The organism is Cellulomonas sp. PhB143 (genome assembly GCF_003752595.1).
Lineage (GTDB): Bacteria > Actinomycetota > Actinomycetes > Actinomycetales > Cellulomonadaceae > Paraoerskovia.
The window spans coordinates 192,535-208,470 of record NZ_RKIJ01000010.1; the positions used below are offsets into that span (position 1 = coordinate 192,535).

Annotated in this window: 16 protein-coding genes and 2 tRNA genes; 9 read left to right on the forward strand and 9 right to left on the reverse strand. The window is 74.6% G+C overall.

All coding sequences use genetic code 11. From position 1 onward, the window contains the following. The first annotated feature begins 5 nt into the window (after nucleotides 1-5). Nucleotides 6-779: a ribonuclease PH gene (rph, locus tag EDF32_RS04975; protein ID WP_123307416.1), complete on the forward strand. Its 774-nt coding sequence runs from the start codon at nucleotides 6-8 to the stop codon at nucleotides 777-779. Then, nucleotides 776-1,450, forward strand: a complete 675-nt coding sequence (gene rdgB / locus EDF32_RS04980) for an RdgB/HAM1 family non-canonical purine NTP pyrophosphatase (protein WP_123307417.1) — start codon at nucleotides 776-778, stop codon at nucleotides 1,448-1,450. Before rph ends, rdgB begins: the two co-directional genes overlap by 4 nt. Before the next feature lie 14 nt (nucleotides 1,451-1,464). On the opposite strand, the gene EDF32_RS04985 is transcribed toward rdgB, so the two are convergent. Next, nucleotides 1,465-1,926, reverse strand: coding sequence for a DUF3054 domain-containing protein (locus tag EDF32_RS04985; protein ID WP_123307418.1), 462 nt, complete (start codon nucleotides 1,924-1,926; stop codon nucleotides 1,465-1,467). Nucleotides 1,927-1,981: 55 nt separating this feature from the next. Between EDF32_RS04985 and EDF32_RS04990 the strand changes: the two genes are divergently transcribed. Beyond that, the gene (locus EDF32_RS04990) at nucleotides 1,982-3,595 is read left to right on the forward strand and encodes an ATP-binding cassette domain-containing protein (RefSeq protein WP_123307419.1); all 1,614 of its coding nucleotides are present in this window, start codon (nucleotides 1,982-1,984) and stop codon (nucleotides 3,593-3,595) included. A gap of 18 nt (nucleotides 3,596-3,613) precedes the next feature. On the opposite strand, the gene EDF32_RS04995 is transcribed toward EDF32_RS04990, so the two are convergent. From EDF32_RS04995 to EDF32_RS05005, 3 genes are read right to left on the reverse strand one after another with little or no spacing between them, the layout of a single operon-like run. Continuing rightward, nucleotides 3,614-4,204 carry an NUDIX hydrolase family protein gene (locus tag EDF32_RS04995; RefSeq protein ID WP_123307420.1) on the reverse strand — a complete coding sequence of 197 codons (591 nt, stop codon included), beginning with the start codon at nucleotides 4,202-4,204 and terminating at the stop codon, nucleotides 3,614-3,616. 9 nt (nucleotides 4,205-4,213) lie between these two features. Continuing rightward, nucleotides 4,214-5,839 (reverse strand): aminotransferase class V-fold PLP-dependent enzyme, encoded by a 1,626-nt coding sequence (locus EDF32_RS05000; protein WP_123307421.1) that lies wholly within the window; start codon nucleotides 5,837-5,839, stop codon nucleotides 4,214-4,216. After that, nucleotides 5,836-7,281 carry an MFS transporter gene (locus EDF32_RS05005; RefSeq protein WP_123307422.1) on the reverse strand — a complete coding sequence of 482 codons (1,446 nt, stop codon included), beginning with the start codon at nucleotides 7,279-7,281 and terminating at the stop codon, nucleotides 5,836-5,838. The genes EDF32_RS05000 and EDF32_RS05005 overlap by 4 nt, the downstream gene beginning before the upstream one ends. Nucleotides 7,282-7,418: 137 nt before the next feature. On the opposite strand from EDF32_RS05005, the gene trxA reads away from it, so the two are divergent. Further along, nucleotides 7,419-7,802: a thioredoxin gene (trxA, locus tag EDF32_RS05010; RefSeq protein WP_123307423.1), complete on the forward strand. Its 384-nt coding sequence runs from the start codon at nucleotides 7,419-7,421 to the stop codon at nucleotides 7,800-7,802. 82 nt (nucleotides 7,803-7,884) lie between these two features. Here the strand turns inward: trxA and EDF32_RS05015 are convergent. Both EDF32_RS05015 and bcp read right to left on the reverse strand, forming a co-directional pair. Further along, a tRNA-Leu gene (locus EDF32_RS05015) sits at nucleotides 7,885-7,966 on the reverse strand. A 22-nt stretch (nucleotides 7,967-7,988) separates the two neighbouring features. Beyond that, on the reverse strand, nucleotides 7,989-8,465 hold the full coding sequence (gene bcp, locus EDF32_RS05020) for a thioredoxin-dependent thiol peroxidase (protein WP_123307424.1): 477 nt from the start codon (nucleotides 8,463-8,465) through the stop codon (nucleotides 7,989-7,991). 148 nt (nucleotides 8,466-8,613) lie between these two features. Between bcp and EDF32_RS05025 the strand changes: the two genes are divergently transcribed. The 5 genes from EDF32_RS05025 to EDF32_RS05045 all read left to right on the forward strand — a co-directional run bounded on the left by EDF32_RS05025 (nucleotide 8,614) and on the right by EDF32_RS05045 (nucleotide 13,297). Further along, a tRNA-Lys gene (locus EDF32_RS05025) sits at nucleotides 8,614-8,689 on the forward strand. A gap of 106 nt (nucleotides 8,690-8,795) precedes the next feature. Beyond that, nucleotides 8,796-9,545: a tRNA (guanosine(46)-N7)-methyltransferase TrmB gene (gene trmB / locus EDF32_RS05030; RefSeq protein WP_123307425.1), complete on the forward strand. Its 750-nt coding sequence runs from the start codon at nucleotides 8,796-8,798 to the stop codon at nucleotides 9,543-9,545. A gap of 143 nt (nucleotides 9,546-9,688) precedes the next feature. Next, complete coding sequence (locus EDF32_RS05035; protein WP_123307426.1) at nucleotides 9,689-10,027, forward strand: DUF485 domain-containing protein; 339 nt, start codon at nucleotides 9,689-9,691, stop codon at nucleotides 10,025-10,027. Continuing rightward, complete coding sequence (locus EDF32_RS05040) at nucleotides 10,024-11,679, forward strand: cation acetate symporter (protein ID WP_233565716.1); 1,656 nt, start codon at nucleotides 10,024-10,026, stop codon at nucleotides 11,677-11,679. Before EDF32_RS05035 ends, EDF32_RS05040 begins: the two co-directional genes overlap by 4 nt. 52 nt (nucleotides 11,680-11,731) lie before the next feature. Beyond that, nucleotides 11,732-13,297 carry an NAD(P)/FAD-dependent oxidoreductase gene (locus EDF32_RS05045; protein WP_123307427.1) on the forward strand — a complete coding sequence of 522 codons (1,566 nt, stop codon included), beginning with the start codon at nucleotides 11,732-11,734 and terminating at the stop codon, nucleotides 13,295-13,297. 97 nt (nucleotides 13,298-13,394) lie between these two features. Here EDF32_RS05045 and EDF32_RS05050 read toward each other — a convergent pair whose 3' ends face one another. From EDF32_RS05050 to EDF32_RS05060, 3 genes are all read right to left on the reverse strand, one after another. Then, on the reverse strand, nucleotides 13,395-14,432 hold the full coding sequence (locus EDF32_RS05050) for a glycine betaine ABC transporter substrate-binding protein (protein ID WP_123307428.1): 1,038 nt from the start codon (nucleotides 14,430-14,432) through the stop codon (nucleotides 13,395-13,397). 163 nt (nucleotides 14,433-14,595) lie between these two features. Next, nucleotides 14,596-15,276 carry an ABC transporter permease gene (locus EDF32_RS05055; RefSeq protein WP_123307429.1) on the reverse strand — a complete coding sequence of 227 codons (681 nt, stop codon included), beginning with the start codon at nucleotides 15,274-15,276 and terminating at the stop codon, nucleotides 14,596-14,598. Continuing rightward, nucleotides 15,273-15,932 (reverse strand): ABC transporter permease, encoded by a 660-nt coding sequence (locus EDF32_RS05060; protein WP_123307430.1) that lies wholly within the window; start codon nucleotides 15,930-15,932, stop codon nucleotides 15,273-15,275. Before EDF32_RS05060 ends, EDF32_RS05055 begins: the two co-directional genes overlap by 4 nt. Nucleotides 15,933-15,936 lie beyond the last annotated feature (4 nt).

Consider the following 15,936-nt stretch of genomic DNA (forward strand, 5'->3'; position numbering starts at 1 on the left):
TCGCCATGACCTCACAGACCCCGACCACGTCCGGTGCGCCCGCCCGCGCCGACGGACGCGCCCACGACGAGCTCCGCCCCGTGACGATCACGCGCGGCTGGCTCGACCATGCCGAGGGCAGCGTCCTCGTCGAGTTCGGCGGCACGCGCGTGCTCTGCGCGGCCTCCTTCACCGAGGGCGTCCCCCGGTGGAAGAAGGGCTCCGGCGAGGGCTGGGTCACCGCCGAGTACGCGATGCTCCCGCGCGCCACGGACTCCCGGAACCAGCGCGAGTCCGTCAAGGGCAAGATCGGGGGGCGCACCCACGAGATCTCCCGCCTGATCGGGCGCTCGCTGCGCGCGGTGGTCGACATCGCCGCGCTCGGGGAGAACACGATCGTCCTCGACTGCGACGTCCTGCAGGCCGACGGCGGCACGCGCACCGCCGCCATCACCGGCGCCTACGTGGCGCTCGCCGACGCGATCGCGTGGGGCCGGCGCCACGGGCACGTCACCGGCGGCAAGGACGTCCTGACGGACTCCGTCTCGGCCGTGAGCGTCGGGATCGTCGACGGCACGCCGCTGCTCGACCTGCCCTACGTCGAGGACGTGCGCGCCGAGACGGACATGAACGTGGTCGTGACCGGCGCCGGGACCTTCGTCGAGGTGCAGGGGACGGCGGAGCACGCGCCGTTCGACCGCGCCGAGCTCGACGCGCTGCTGGACCTCGCCGTCGCGGGCAACGCGACGCTCGCCGGGCTCCAGCGCGACGCGCTCGCCGGCGAGCCGGGCCGCCGATGAGCCTGCCGGACGGCGTGAGCGCGCCCGACGGCGCGGCCCGGGTCGCGGTACCGGCGTCGGCCCGGCTCGTGCTCGCCACCCACAACCGGGGCAAGCTCGCCGAGCTGCGCGCGATCCTCGCGGAGCAGCCCGGGCTCGACCTGCCGGACGACGCGGTCGTCTCGGCCGCCGACCTCGCGACGCAGGAGCCGGTCGAGGACGGCGCGACGTTCGCCGAGAACGCGCTGATCAAGGCGCGCGCGCTCGCCGCCGCCACGGGGCTGCCCGCACTGGCGGACGACTCGGGCCTCGCCGTCGACGTGCTCGGCGGCGCCCCGGGGATCTTCTCGGCGCGCTGGGCAGGACGCCACGGGGACGACGCCGCGAACCTCGAGCTGCTGCTCGCCCAGCTCGCGGACGTGCGGCCGGAGCACCGCGCCGCGGGCTTCGTCTGCGCGGCGGCCCTCGTGACGCCGGACGGCACCGAGACGGTCCGGGAGGGCGCGCTGCGCGGGACGCTGCTCACCGCGCCCCGCGGTGAGAGCGGGTTCGGCTACGACCCCGTCCTGCGGCCCGACGGCGAGGAGCGCTCCTGCGCCGAGCTCGACCCGGCCGAGAAGAACGCGATCAGCCACCGCGGCCAGGCGTTCCGGGCGATCGCACCGGCGGTCGCGGCGGCGCTGGCGCGCTGAGCCGCCGGCGTCGGCTACCGCCTCGGCGTGCCGCGCAGGGCGGCGGCGCGGCGGCGGCGCTCGCGGGGGCTCAGGACCTCGATCAGGCTGACCACCCCGCGCCACCCGACGACGGTGAACGCCAGGAACCCGAAGCTCACGAGCTGGAAGGCCGGGTCGATCCCCTGGCCGGTCGCGGCGCGCAGCCCGATGCCGCCCGCCCACGTGCAGCCCCACACGATCACGCCGGTGGGCCAGGCCGCGGTCGGCCGGCGCCACGCCCGCACGAGGAGCCAGCCCAGGACGAGGCCGGTGAGGAACGGCCAGGCGATGCGCAGGGTGACCGAGAACGCGGACCCCTCGTCGTGCGCGCGGTAGCCGCCGAGCGTCAGCGCGACGACGCACGCGACGTCCGCGACGGCGGCGAGCACGACGGTCCGGACGTGCCGTCCCCGCTCGCCGGGCAGCGCCTCCGTGCTGTCGTCGTGGGTGCTCATCAGCGCGAGCCTACCGTCGGCCGCCGGCCCCCAGGCCGGCCCGTAGGCTGGCCCGGTGCAGCTCGTCGCCCAGGACCTCTCGTTCGCCTACCCCGGGCGCGACGTCCTCGCGCGCGTCGACCTCGCCGTCTCGCCCGGGACGCGCCTCGGCGTCGTCGGGGAGAACGGCACGGGCAAGTCCACGCTGCTGCGGCTGCTGGCCGGCGACCTGGCGCCCGCGTCGGGGACCGTCCGGCGCGAGGGGACGTTCGCGGTCGTCGAGCAGGAGATGGCCGTCCCGGAGGGCCTGACCGTCGGCGGGCTCGTCGACGCGAGCCTCGGCCGGCTGCGGGCCGTCGCCGCCCGGGTCGAGGCGGCCACGCGCGACTTCGACCACGAGTCCGGGGACCTGGCCGCGCTGGGCGAGCTCCTCGCCGCCGCGGAGCACCTCGCGGTGTGGGACGCGGACCGCCGGGTCGAGGTCGCGCTCACGCGCCTCGGGGCCTGCCGCGACCGGGGCCGCGGGCTCGCGACGCTGTCCGTCGGGCAGCGCTTCCGGGTGCGCCTCGCGTGCCGCCTCGCCGAGCGCAGCGACGTGCTGCTCCTCGACGAGCCGACCAACCACCTCGACGACGCCGGGATCGACTTCCTCACGGGGGAGCTGATCGCGTGGCGCGGCGGGGTCGTCGTCGTCACGCACGACCGCCGGCTCCTCGACGAGGTCGCGACCGCGATCCTCGACCTCGACCCGTCGCCCGACGGTCGGCCCGTGCTCTACGGCCAGCCCGGGTACCTGTCCTACCGCTTCGCCAAGGACCAGGCGCTGCGCCGCTGGCGGGCGCGGTACCGCGACGAGCGCCGCCGCGCGGACCGCCTGGCGGCCGTGCTCGACCGCTCCTACGAGAACCTCTCCGACGAGTGGCGGCCGGCGAAGGGCAGCCAGAAGCACCGGCGCGCGACGCGGGCGCGCCAGCACGTGAAGTCCGCCGACCGGCTCGCGCAGAAGCTCGAGGAGGAGGCCGTCGAGGTCCCCGTCCCGCCGCTCGCCCTGAGGTTCCCCGACCTCGCGGCGATGGGCGCGGGCTGGGACCCGGGGGACCCCCTCGTGGAGGTGCGCAGCCCGCGCGTCGACGGGCGCCTGGACCTGCCGGGCACGCGCGTCGCGGTCGCGCCCGCGGGGCGCCTGCTGGTGACCGGGGCCAACGGCTCGGGCAAGTCGACGCTCCTCGCCGCGCTCGCGGGCCGCGCGACGCTCGACCGCGGGTCGCGGCGGGTCGGGGACGGTGTGCGCGTCGGCGTCGTGGCGCAGGAGGGCGCGCCGGTCCCGGTCGGCAGCACCGGCTTCGACGCCTACGCGCGCGAGGCCCTGGACCTGCTCGCCTCCGGCGCCCTGGACCCCGACCACGTCGTGCCGGTCGCGTTCCTCGGCCTGCTCACGGAGGAGGACCTGGACCGTCCCCTGGGCGAGCTCTCCGCCGGGCAGCGCCGGCGCTTCGACCTGGCGCGCGCCCTGCTGCACGCGCCGCACCTGCTGCTGCTCGACGAGCCGACCAACCACCTGTCGATCGACCTCGTCGACGAGCTGACGCAGGCGCTGCGCGTCACTCCCGCCGCCGTCGTCGTCGCCACCCACGACCGCCGGATGCGCGAGGACCTCGCGGACTGGCCGGAGCTCGCGCTCGGCGGCTGAGCGGCTGTCGGCGCCGTCTCAGCCCAGGCGGCCCACGTGCGCCATCGCCTGGCGCAGCAGCGCCCCCTGCCCGCCGTGCATCTCGATCTGCACCGCGTCGTCGCACGCCTGCTCGGGCGTGAGCCACGCCAGGTCCAGCGCGTGCTGCTGCGGCTGGCAGTCGCCCGTGACGGGCACGACGTACGCGAGCGAGACCGCGTGCTGGCGCGGGTCGTGGTAGCTGGTGATGCCGGGCGTCGGGAAGTACTCCGCGACCGTGAACGGCTGCGGCGAGGGCGGCACCTGCGGCAGCGCCACCGGGCCGAGGTCCTTCTCGATGTGCCGCAGCAGCGCGTCCCGGATCCGCTCGTGGTACATCACGCGCCCCGACACCAGCGCACGCGTCATCTGGCCCTCCGCCGTGACGCGCAGCAGGAGCCCGACGGCGACCACGTCGCCCGAGTCGTCCACGCGCACCGGCACGGCGTCGACGTAGACGATGGGAAGGCGGGCGCGCGCCGCGGCGATCTCCTCGTCGGCGAGCCAGCCCGACGGCGTCGGCTCCTGCGGGGGCGTGGGGTCGGACGGCGGGTCCGACCAGTCGTCGGGGAAGTCGGCGGTCTCAGTCACCCGACAGTTCTACCCCGCATCCGCGACGCGATCCACCGGCGCGCTCGCCGGCCCGGGCTCGCCCGCCCGGCCCGGTTCCGTGGTGCGCGCCACGATCTCCACGAGCAGGCGGCCGCTCAGCGCGGGCGGCAGCGCCTCGACGAGGGAGAGCAGGGGAGCCATCCGCTCCGGCAGCCGCGGGGCGGCGCCCGGGTCCTGCGGGCCGGCGCCGAGCAGGGTGCCGCGCACCAGGTCCCACGCGCCGTCGGCGTCGAGCGCGGCGAACCCGGCCAGCGCCTGCTCCGCGGTCGCGCCGGGGGCGGCGGCCTCGACCACCTGCGCGAGCACGGCCCCGGGAGCCGGGCGCTCCTGGCCGCGGACGGCGTCGGCCGCCGCCACGAGGGCGGCGGACAGCTCGTCGACCACGCGGGCGGTGACGGGCGTCACGGTCAGGTGCGTCGTGTGCGGGAGCCGGGTGCCGTCGGCCTGCACCAGCCCCGGCTGGCCCTGCAGGAGCCAGCCGAGCGAGCGGACCTCGTCGGCCCACACGTGAGGGTCGACGCGCCGCGCGGGCTCGACGGACGGGTCCTGCGCGACGCACAGCAGCGGTCCGGTGGGCTCGCCGACGACGCGCAGGCCCTCGATCGACGCGACGGCGCGGGCCAGGACGCGGGTCGCGTCGACGCAGCGCCGGGTCAGTGCGGTGTAGCCGTCGACGCCGAGCGCCTGGGTGACCGCCCACGCGGCCGCGAGCGGACCTGCCGAGCGGGAGCCCGCGAACGTGGCGTTGACGACGGGGTAGCCCGGCCAGTCGGTGACCGAGAAGTACTGGCGGCGGTGGCGGTCGCGGCCGCGGACCAGGAGCACCGACGTGCCCTTGGGCGTGTAGCCGTACTTGTGCACGTCCGCCGACAGGCTCGTCACGCCCGGGACGCGCAGGTCGAAGGCCGGCACGGTGCCGCCGCCCGCCGCCTCCCAGAACGGCAGCACCCAGCCGCCGACGCACGCGTCGACGTGCACGGGCACGCCGAGCGCCCGGGCCGCCCCGGCGACCTCGGCGACCGGGTCCACGCAGCCGTGCGGGTAGGCGGGGGCGGAGACCACGACGAGCGCGACGTCGTCGTCCAGCCGGCCGATCAGGTCGGCCGCCCGCGGCACACCGGCGTCCGGGTCGACGGGGACCAGGTCGAGGTCGACGTCGAGGTAGGCCGCCGCCTTGTGGAAGGCGGCGTGCGCGGTCGTGGCCAGCACCACGCGAGCCCGCGCGGGCTCGAGGCCCGCGGCCGCGCGGCGCGCCCGGTGCTCGTCGCGGGCGATCTTCACGGCGAGCATGCAGCTCTCCGTCCCGCCGGACGTCACCGACCCGACGACGTCGTCGTCCCCGCCGAGGACCTCCCGCGCGAAGGTCAGCAGCTCGCGCTCCATGACCGCGACCGAGGTGAACGTCGTCGGGTCGAGCCCGTTGAGCGGCTGGGCCGCCCGGATGGCCGCGGCGGCGAGGTCGTCGAGCACGGCCAGCCCCGGGTCGTACACGTAGGACAGCACGTGCCCGCCGTGGGTCGGGGCGTCGGCGGCGCGCAGCTCGGCGAGCCGCTCGAGGATGCCCTGGGTGCGGACCGGCACCTCGACGGGCAGCGGGGCGGGGGTGGTGCTCATGATTCCTCCGGCGGGTGGTGCGAGAAGTCGCTGCGGCGGAGCCGGTAGCGGGCGAGGGTCAGCAGGCTCGCGGCGGTCAGGGCCGCCGGGAGCACGGAGAAGGCGAGCGAGATGCCCGTGAGCGCGGAGCCCGGCTGCACGGCCGTCGACGTCGCGTCGGTGGAGAGGAACCCGGTCACCGCGAGCACGAGCGAGAGCGCGCCACCCCCGAGCGCCATGGCCGTGGTCTCCCCGGCGGTCCAGGCACCGCTGAACGCGCCGCCCTCCCGGTCCGGGGCCGGCTCCGCTGCTCGGCCCGCGGCCCGTCCCGCGGCGGTGCCCGAGGCAGCGCCCGCGGCCGGGTCCGCGCGGCGGGAGCGCGCGTCGTGCTCGATGACGTCGGGCAGCATCGCGAGGGGGAGCGCCTGCATGCCCGCGTACGCGACGCCCGCCAGGGCGGTGGGCGCGTAGACCCAGGGGCCGGGCGCCCAGACCAGCGGCACCATCGCGAGCGTCGCCGCCACGAACAGCACGGAGGCGACGGCGTAGGCCCGCTCCTTCCCGGTGCGTGCGGCCAGGCGGGTCCACAGCGGCATGGCGAGCAGCGCGGGCGCGATCAGCGCGGCGAAGAGGATGCTGACGGCCGCCTCGGAGTCGAGGACGTACGTCGCCACGTACTGGGCGCCGGCGAGCATCACGCCGGTGGCGAGTGCCTGCAGCACGAACGTGCCGAAGAGCGCCCGGAACGGGGCGCTGCGGCGCAGGGCCGCGCCGGTCGTGCGGAAGCCGTCGGCGACCGCCGCGGTCGGCCGGGCGCGGGGCAGCACGGCGCGGGCGACCGACGGCCGGGGCGCGGCGCGCACGGCCACGAGCATCCCGGCGCCGATGACGAGGCCGGAGACGATGCCCATGCGCAGATAGCCGGCCGCGTCGTCGCTCTCCCCGCGCAGCAGCGGACCGCCGGCGCCGAACGCCAGGATGGAGACCGCGAGGAGCGCGACCCGCCAGGCGAGCAGCCGGGTCCGGTCGTCGTAGGTGGGTGCGATCTCCGCGGGCAGAGCCACGTAGGGCACCTGGAAGAGGCTGAACGCGCTTCCGGTGGCCCAGAACGCGACGAACACCCACAGCGCCGCGGCCGACGGCGCCGTGCCCGCCGGGACCGCGAAAGTCAGCGCGAACAGCACCGGGAGGGCAGAGCCGCCCCAGAGCATCAGGCGCCGTCGGGACCCCGTCCGGGCGAGGTCCCGGTCGCTCAGGTGCCCCACGACGGGTGCGATCGCCACGTCCCACACCTTGGCGACCGTGACGATCAGGCCCGCGGCGAGGGCGGGGACGGCCCGGGCGTCCGTCAGGTAGTACAGGAGCACGAGGCCCGGCAGCGTGGAGAACCCGCCCGTGCCGACCGACCCCGCCGCGTAGCGGGCGGTGCGGGCACGGGAGAGCGCCGGCGTGGTCAGGGTCACACCGCACAGGGTAGGCGACCGCGCGCGTGCGAGAGGCCGTGGCACCCGGTGGAATACCTGGGCGGCACCGGGTGCTGTGCCTGGGGAGAAGCGGGCGCGCGAGGGCGCGTCGCGTCGCAACCGTCGGAAGGAACAGCATGGCAACCCTGGAGCTGACCGAGGCCACGTTCGAGAAGACCGTCACCGAGAACGACATCGTCCTCGTGGACTTCTGGGCGGAGTGGTGCGGCCCGTGCAAGCAGTTCGGGCCCGTCTTCGAGAAGTCCTCGGAGGAGAACCCCGAGATCGTCCACGCGAAGATCGACACGGAGGCCGAGCAGGCGCTCGCCGCCGCCGCGAGCATCACGTCGATCCCGACGCTGATGGCGTTCCGCGAGGGCGTCCTCGTCTTCAGCCAGCCGGGCGCGCTGCCGGCGCCCCAGCTCGCCGAGGTCGTCAGCGCCGTCAAGGCGCTCGACATGGACGACGTGCGCAAGCAGATCGCCGAGCACGAGGCGCAGGAGGGCGCGCCCGAGGCCTGAGCCCCGGACGCAGGCGCCCCGCGCGCCACGACGAAGCCCCCGGAGCGCAGGCTCCGGGGGCTTCGTGCGTCGCGTCCAGGGGTGCGCGAGGCGGGACTCGAACCCGCACGTCCGAGGACACCAGGACCTAAACCTGGCGCGGCTGCCAGTTACGCCACTCGCGCGCGCGGCCAGTCTACGGCGGCGCTACCGCGCGTCGACGCCCAGCTCGCGGCGCAGCATCGCCACGTGGCCGGTCGCCTTGACGTTGTAGCGGGCGAGCGCGATCTTGCCCTCGGGGTCGACGACGACGGTCGAGCGGATCACGCCCGTGACGACCTTGCCGTAGAGCTTCTTCTCGCCCCAGGCGCCGTACGCCTCGAGGGTCGAGCGGTCGGCGTCGGACGCGAGCGGGAACGTCAGCTGCTCGTCCGCGGCGAACCGCGCGAGCGTGTGCACCGGGTCCGGCGAGATGCCGACGACGCGGTAGCCGGCCCCCGCGAGGGAGGCGAGCGAGTCGCGGAAGTCGCACGCCTGGGTGGTGCACCCCGGCGTCGCGGCCGCCGGGTAGAAGTAGACGACGACCGACTCCCCGCGCAGGTCGGCGAGGCGCACCGTGCCGCCGTCGGCGGTGGGGAGCGTGAAGTCGGGGGCGACGTCGCCGACGGCGAGGCGTGCGGACATGGGTCCTCCTGGGCTGGGACGGGAGACGGGGACGGGGTCCGAGCGTAGGCGACCGCGCCGGCACGGTCGCCTGTCGCACAGGTCACACGGCGGACCGCCTGGCTCGATTTCCTCCCGCGGCCCGGGCCCTGCTAGTGTTTTCCCCGTTGCGCCATTAGCTCAATTGGCAGAGCAGCTGACTCTTAATCAGCGGGTTCTAGGTTCAAGTCCTAGATGGCGCACCAGCACGAAAGGCCCCGACCGGCAGACGCCGGGCGGGGCCTTTCGTCGTTGCGGGGTCCCGGGGGTGCTGGGTCCCGGGGTGCTGAGCCCCGGACCTATCCTTGGCGGATGCCCGCAGAGCCCGACGAGCCCGCAGCGCCCGACGCACCGCTGCCGTACCGCACCAGCCCGGTCTCGTTCGTCCGCCGCAGCGGCCGCATGAACGCCCGCCAGCAGAAGGTGTGGGACACCCGCCGGCACGAGCTCGTCGTGGACGTGCCGAGGTCGGTCGCGCGCACCTCGGTCGACCCGACGTGGCGCTACGACGCGGCGGAGGGCTTCGGTCGGCGCGCGCCGCTCGTCGTCGAGGTGGGCTCGGGGCAGGGCGAGGCGGTCGTCGCGGCGGCCGGGGCCGACCCGTCGAGGAACTTCCTCGCGCTCGAGGTCTACACGCCCGGGCTCGGGCAGACCGTGTACCGCTGCCTGCGGGCGGGGCTGACCAACGTGCGCCTCATGCAGGCCAACGCGCCGGAGGTCCTCGAGCACTCGCTGCCCGCGGGGTCCGTCGACGAGGTGTGGGTCTTCTTCCCGGACCCGTGGCAGAAGGCGCGGCACACCAAGCGGCGCCTCGTGGCGCCGCCGTTCGTCGACCTGGTCGCGCGGGTGCTGCGCCCCGGCGGCACGTGGCGCCTGGCGACGGACTGGGCGGAGTACGCCGAGCAGATGCTCGACGTCGTCGAGTCGAGCGCGCACTTCGAGAACGTGCACGGCCCCCGGGCGCACGCGCCCCGGTTCGAAGGACGGGTGCCGACCGGGTTCGAGGCCAAGGCCGGGCGCGCGGGCCGCGACGTCGTGGACCTTGCCTACCGCCGCGTCTGACCGTCCCCGCACCCGCACCCGCCGCCGACGGCGTGTCGCGCCGGGGCGCAGGCCGTCCCGTACGGGACATTTGTCCCAGGGCAACGGTGCCCAGCGAGGCGACGGTGCCTGACGGTCGCCCCGCGGACGACGACGGAGGCGGCATGACCGACGACGTGGAGGTGCCCGTCGCAGAGACGGCGTACCAGCGGGCGCAACGCTCGGACGACTTCCAGGACCTGAGGCGACGGTTCCGTCGCTTCGTCTTCCCGATGACCGCGATCTTCCTGGTCTGGTATGCGGTCTACGTGCTCCTCGCCGACTACGCGCACGACTTCATGTCGCAGCGCGTGAGCGGGAACATCACCGTGGGACTGCTGTTCGGCCTCGGCCAGTTCGTCTCCACGTTCGCGATCACCATGATCTACGCGCGCTGGGCCAACCGGAGGTTCGACCCGGAGGCCGAGAGGCTGCGCGACGTCATCGAGGGGGAGACCCGATGAGCGCCGCGACCGGGGCGGTCATGGCCGCCGAGAGCTCGGACATCGGCAACCCCGCCGTCAACATCTCCATCTTCGCCGCGTTCGTGGCGGTGACGCTGATCGTCGTGCTGCGGGCATCGCGGCAGAACAAGTCGGCCGCCGACTACTACGCGGGCGGGCGCAACTTCACCGGACCGCAGAACGGCACGGCGATCGCGGGCGACTACCTCTCCGCCGCCAGCTTCCTCGGCATCTGCGGGGCGATCGCGGTCAACGGCTACGACGGCTTCCTCTACTCGATCGGGTTCCTCGTCGCGTGGTTGGTGGCTCTCCTGCTGGTCGCCGAGCTGCTGCGCAACACGGGCCGGTTCACCATGGCGGACGTCCTCTCGTTCCGGCTCAAGCAGCGTCCCGTGCGCATGGCGGCGGCGCTCGCGACCCTGTGCGTGGTGTTCTTCTACCTGCTGGCGCAGATGGCCGGGGCCGGCGGGCTCGTCGCGCTGCTGCTCGGCATCGACACCTCGGGCGGGCAGAGCCTCGTCGTCGCGGTGGTCGGCGTGCTGATGATCGTCTACGTCCTGGTCGGCGGCATGAAGGGCACCACCTGGGTGCAGATCATCAAGGCGATGCTGCTCATCGCGGGGGCCGCGGTCATGACCGCCTGGGTGCTCGCGAAGTTCGGCTTCAGCATCTCCGACCTGTTCCAGGGGGCGATCGACAAGGCCGGCGAGGGTGGCGAGGCGCTGATTGAGCCGGGCCTGGCCTACGGCGCGACGTCGATGTCGAAGCTCAACTTCCTCTCCCTCGCGCTCGCCCTGGTGCTCGGGACGGCGGGCCTGCCGCACGTCCTCATGCGCTTCTACACGGTGCCGAACGCCAAGGAGGCGCGCCGCTCGGTCGTCTGGGCGATCTGGCTCATCGGGATCTTCTACCTCTTCACCCTCGTGCTCGGCTACGGCGCGGCGGCCCTCGTCGGTCCGGACGAGATCAAGGCGGCACCCGGCGGCGTCAACTCCGCGGCGCCGCTGCTCGCGTACGCGCTCGGCGGGGAGATCCTGCTCGGGTTCATCTCCGCCGTGGCGTTCGCGACGATCCTCGCGGTCGTCGCGGGCCTGACGATCACGGCGGCGGCCAGCTTCGCGCACGACATCTACGCGAACGTGATCAAGAAGGGGGAGGTCGCGCCCGACGGCGAGGTGCGCGTCGCGCGCATCACCGTCGTCGTCATCGGGATCCTCGCGATCGTCGGCGGCATCTTCGCCCAGGGGCAGAACGTGGCGTTCCTCGTGGCGCTCGCGTTCGCGGTCGCGGCGAGCGCCAACCTGCCGACGATCCTCTACTCGCTGTTCTGGAAGCGGTTCAACACGTCCGGGGCGCTGTGGAGCATCTACGGCGGGCTGGTCTCGTGCATCGGGCTCATCGCGGTCTCGCCCGTCGTGTCGGGCAAGGTCGACCCCGCCACGGGCGAGAGCCTGTCGATGATCAAGAACGTCGACGTCGACTTCCACCTGATCTCCCTGGAGAACCCGGGCCTGATCTCGATCCCGCTCGCGTTCGTCCTCGGGATCGTCGGGACGTACCTGTCGAAGGAGAAGGCCCACCCGGAGCTGTTCGCCGAGATGGAGGTCCGCTCCCTGACGGGCGCGGGGGCGGAGAAGGCCACCGAGCACTGACCGGACGCGCGGCCCGGGTGCGGCGCCACCGCACCCGGGCCACGATGCACCCATGACAACCGATGCACCCCGGGCAACCGACGACGCGGCCGCGGCCGCTCCCGACGAGACGTACGACGTGATCGTGATCGGCGCGGGCGCGGTGGGCGAGAACGTCGCCGACCGCGCCGGGCGCTCCGGCCTGAGCGTCGCGGTGGTGGAGGCCGAGCTCGCCGGCGGCGAGTGCTCCTACTGGGCGTGCATGCCGTCCAAGGCGCTGCTGCGGCCGGGCGCCGTCGTCGAGGCGGCCCGCGCGGTCGCGGGCGTGGCGGCCTCGCCGGTGATCGACGCGGCGAAGGTGCTCGCCCACCGCGACGACGTCGCCTCCCACTGGGACGACTCGGGACAGGCCGACTGGATCGAGAGCGCGGGGATGACGCTCGTGCGCGGCCGGGCGACCATCGTCGCCCCCCGGACCGTGCGGGTCGACCCGTCGGTCCTGCCCGCCGGCGACGACGGCGGCAGCGCCGCGCACGACGGCGGTCCCCGCACCCTGCGGGCGCGCCACGCGGTCGTGGTCTCCACCGGGAGCGTGCCGCGGCTGCCGGACGTCCCGGGCCTCGCGGCGGCCGAGCCCTGGGGCAGCCGGGAGGCGACCAGCGCGGAGCAGGTCCCGGACTCCCTCGTCGTCGTCGGCGGCGGCGTCGTCGCGACGGAGATGGCGACGGCCTACGCCGACCTGGGCTCGCGCGTCACGGTGCTGGCACGCGGTGCGCTGCTCGGCACCATGGAGCCGTTCGTCGGCGAGGCCGTGACCGCGGCGCTGCGCGCGTCCGGGGTCGACGTCGTCGTCGGTGCGTCACCCACGCGGGTCGAGCGGCACGAGGGCGGCGAGGTCACGGTCGCCTACGACGGGCCGCAGGGGCCCGAGAGCGTGACCGCCGCCGAGATCCTCGTGGCCACCGGGCGGGTGCCGCGCACGGGGGACGTCGGCCTGGAGAACGTCGGCTCGCCCCTCGACGCCGCCCGCGGTCTCGACGTCGACCCGACCGGCCTCGTGCGGGGGGTCGAGGGGGACTGGCTGTACGCGACCGGTGACGTGCTGGGCACCGTCGCGACGACGCACCAGGGCAAGTACCAGGCGCGGGTGTGCGGAGACGCGATCGCCGCGCGCTTCGCCCGCGACGACCCGCGCGAGGGCGTCGCGACCTGGGGCGGCGACGTCCCGGAGGCGCGCGAGGAGCCGGCGCCCTGGACGCGGTACGCCGCGAGCGCGGACGTCTCCGCCCAGACGCAGGTGGTCTTCACCCGTCCGCAGGCGTCGTCCGTGGGGCCGACCCTCGCGCAGGCGCGCGACGCCGGCCTCGACGTGCGGGCGGTCGAGTACGAGCTGGGCGACGTCGCGGGCGGGTACCTCATGGGCGAGGGGTTCTCCGGCACGGCGTCGATCCTGGTCGACGAGGCGCGCCGCGTGATCGTCGGCGCCACGTTCGTGGGCGCGGAGGCGGGCGAGATGCTGCACGCGGCGACGGTCGCCGTCGTCGGCGAGGTCCCGCTGGAGCGGCTGTGGCACGCCGTGCCCGCCTACCCGACGGTCAGCGAGGTCTGGCTGCGGCTGCTGGAGACGTACGGGCTCTGACGACGGGGCACCTCGACCGGCACGCCGACGGGCGCGCACGCAGCAGGGGCGGGGAGCCGATGCTCCCCGCCCCTGCCGCATGCCCGCCGACCGCTCGTCAGCCGCCCGTCGTCAGCTGTCCGTCGGAGGAGAAGACGAGCCCGACCGTGGCCTTGCCCTGCTGCAGCGCCTTCTTCGTCAGCGGGCCGCCGGCGTCGAGGGACTGGAACGAGGCGACGTCGAGCCCGTAGGTCTCCTCGAGGCCGGGCTGGCAGAACGAGCGCTCCGCGCACTCCGGCGGGCCGCCGAGCACCACGCCGCCGCACGTGGCGGCGAGGTCGGACAGCGTCGTGAGGTCGTTGGCCTCCGCGAACCCGGTGGTGACCGCGAACGCGTTCTGGTCCTGCGCCGGCGACGGGGTGCCGAACGCCAGGCCGACCTTCTCGCCCAGCGAGGTCAGGGCGTCCATGGTCGCGTCGAGGTCGGCGCTCGCCATCGGCTTCGCGTCGGCGCCGTTCTCCTTCTTGTTGATGAACTCGGTGAGCGTGCCCACGTACTCCGGCACGACCGTGAGGTCGCCCGCCGTCAGGGCCGGGTAGTAGGTCTCGCGGTTGCCGATCGTCTGCACCTTGGTCGTGTAGCCGGCGCTCTTGAGCACGTCCGCGTAGATCGCGGCGAGCGTGCTGGACTCCGAGAAGTTGCCCGCGCCGACGACCACGGACTTCCCCTTGCCCGGCGCGTCCTTCGCGGCGAGCCCCTCGTCCTCGACAAACTGCGTGGCGACGTCGGCCGACGTCTTGCGGTCCACGTCCACGGCCTTGTTGAGCGCGATGAGCTTGTCCGTGTCCAGCGCCTCCGACACGCTGCTCAGCAGGGAGAGCAACGCGTCGTCGCCCTCGGCCGCGGCGGCGTTCACCGCGGGGACGATGTTGTCGACGGTCTGCAGGTGCTTGTCGTCGTCGAGGACGACGAGCTGGTCGCCCGGGACCGGCTCGCAGGTGGGCGGCGCGGACCCGTCGTCGGACGCGGCACCGCTCGCGGCGGAGGTGGAGCCGCCGGTCCCGGACGAGCCGGACTGGCCGCACGCTGCGAGCAGCGCGACGAGCGCGGCTGCGGCCGCGACGGAGCGCAGGCCGGACGTTCGGTTGATTCTCATCGGTTCACCTTGATCTCGGGGGGATTCCTCGGGAAGGGGCGCGGCCGCCGGCCGCGGGGGCGTGCGGGGCGCACCGGTCCATTCGATAGCCCGTCCGCGCGACAGGCAAGCGCTCGGGGCGGCCTCCGGCGAGCCGTAAGCATTCCGTGACGTTGCGGGGGTCTCACGCCGTCCGCACGCCTCGGCGCTGGTAGACGGGGGTCAGGGCCCGTTGGACGAGCCCGAGCAGCAGGTCGATGACCAGGGCGAGCACCGCGATGACCAGGCCGCCGGCGAGCACCTGGTCGTAGCGCTGGTTGGCGAACCCGTACACGACGATCGCGCCGAGCCCGCCGCCGGCGACGACGGCCGCGAGCGGGATGGTCGCCACGACCTGGACGATCGTCGTCCGGAACCCGGCGGCGATGAGCGGGACCGCCAGGGGCAGCTCGACGCTGGTGACGATCCGCGCGCCCGACATGCCCATGCCGCGCGCCGCGTCGACGACGTCTCGGTCCACGTCGTGCATGCCCGTGTAGGTGTTGGCCAGCAGGACGGGGAAGGCGAAGATCGCGGCGGCGACGATCGCCGCCCCGTCCCCGAACAGCCCCGTGGTCGCGAGGATGAACATGATGCCGAGCGTGGGGAACGCGCGCGTGGTGTTGGCGGCGAGGATCGTCACGCCCGCCCCGCGGTTGGTGTGGCCCAGGTAGATGCCCAGGGGCAGGGCGAGCACCGCCGCGACGATCACGGCCGCCGCGGTCATCTCGAGGTGCTCGACGCCGAGGTCGATGATCCCGGTGCCGGGCGCCGTCCAGTTGTACGGGTCGTTGAGCCAGGTGATCGCGTCGCCGACGATGTTCATGCCGCGCTCCGCTCGCGCAGCCACGGCGTCAGCGCCCTGCCCAGCGCCCACAGCAGCGCGTCGAGGACGACGGCGAGCAGCAGGCACAGCAGCGTGGCGGTGACGATCTCGGGCCGGTAGAACGTCTGGAACCCGCGGAACATCAGCTGGCCCAGGCCGCCGTACCCGACGACGGCGCCGACCGTGACGAGCGCCACCGTGGAGACGGTCGCGAGCCGCAGACCCGCGACGATGCCGGGCAGCGCGTTGGGCATCTCGACGAGCCACAGCCGCCGCGACGGGCCGTAGCCGAGCCCGCGCGCGGCGTCGACGACGTCGGGGTCCACGCCCTGCAGGCCCGCGATCGTGTTGCGGATGAGCACGAGCAGCGCATACATGACGACGCCGATCAGCACGGGCTCTCGTCCGATCCCGACGATCGGCGCGAGGATCGCGAACAGCGCCAACGAGGGGATCGTGTACAGGACGGAGGCCGTGCCGACGATCACCCCCGAGAGCCAGCGGACCCGGACCGCGAGCGCGGACAGCGGGACGGCGATCACCAGGGCGATGAGGACGGCCTCGATCGTCATCGTCGTGTGGATGCGCAGCGCGTCGGCGATGTCCGACCAGTTCTGCTGCACGTAGTCCCACGAGAACCAGGGGTTGGGCGGCATGGGC

Bases quoted from the DNA above. Each gene is read 5' to 3' on its own strand.
- rph (WP_123307416.1), top strand. From the start codon at position 6: ATGACCTCACAGACCCCGACCACGTCCGGTGCGCCCGCCCGCGCCGAC.
- rdgB (WP_123307417.1), top strand. From the start codon at position 776: ATGAGCCTGCCGGACGGCGTGAGCGCGCCCGACGGCGCGGCCCGGGTC.
- EDF32_RS04985 (WP_123307418.1), bottom strand. From the start codon at position 1,926: ATGAGCACCCACGACGACAGCACGGAGGCGCTGCCCGGCGAGCGGGGA.
- EDF32_RS05000 (WP_123307421.1), bottom strand. From the start codon at position 5,839: ATGAGCACCACCCCCGCCCCGCTGCCCGTCGAGGTGCCGGTCCGCACC.
- trxA (WP_123307423.1), top strand. From the start codon at position 7,419: ATGGCAACCCTGGAGCTGACCGAGGCCACGTTCGAGAAGACCGTCACC.
- bcp (WP_123307424.1), bottom strand. From the start codon at position 8,465: ATGTCCGCACGCCTCGCCGTCGGCGACGTCGCCCCCGACTTCACGCTC.
- trmB (WP_123307425.1), top strand. From the start codon at position 8,796: ATGCCCGCAGAGCCCGACGAGCCCGCAGCGCCCGACGCACCGCTGCCG.
- EDF32_RS05035 (WP_123307426.1), top strand. From the start codon at position 9,689: ATGACCGACGACGTGGAGGTGCCCGTCGCAGAGACGGCGTACCAGCGG.
- EDF32_RS05040 (WP_233565716.1), top strand. From the start codon at position 10,024: ATGAGCGCCGCGACCGGGGCGGTCATGGCCGCCGAGAGCTCGGACATC.
- EDF32_RS05045 (WP_123307427.1), top strand. From the start codon at position 11,732: ATGACAACCGATGCACCCCGGGCAACCGACGACGCGGCCGCGGCCGCT.
- EDF32_RS05050 (WP_123307428.1), bottom strand. From the start codon at position 14,432: ATGAGAATCAACCGAACGTCCGGCCTGCGCTCCGTCGCGGCCGCAGCC.
- EDF32_RS05055 (WP_123307429.1), bottom strand. From the start codon at position 15,276: ATGAACATCGTCGGCGACGCGATCACCTGGCTCAACGACCCGTACAAC.
- EDF32_RS05060 (WP_123307430.1), bottom strand. From the start codon at position 15,932: ATGCCGCCCAACCCCTGGTTCTCGTGGGACTACGTGCAGCAGAACTGG.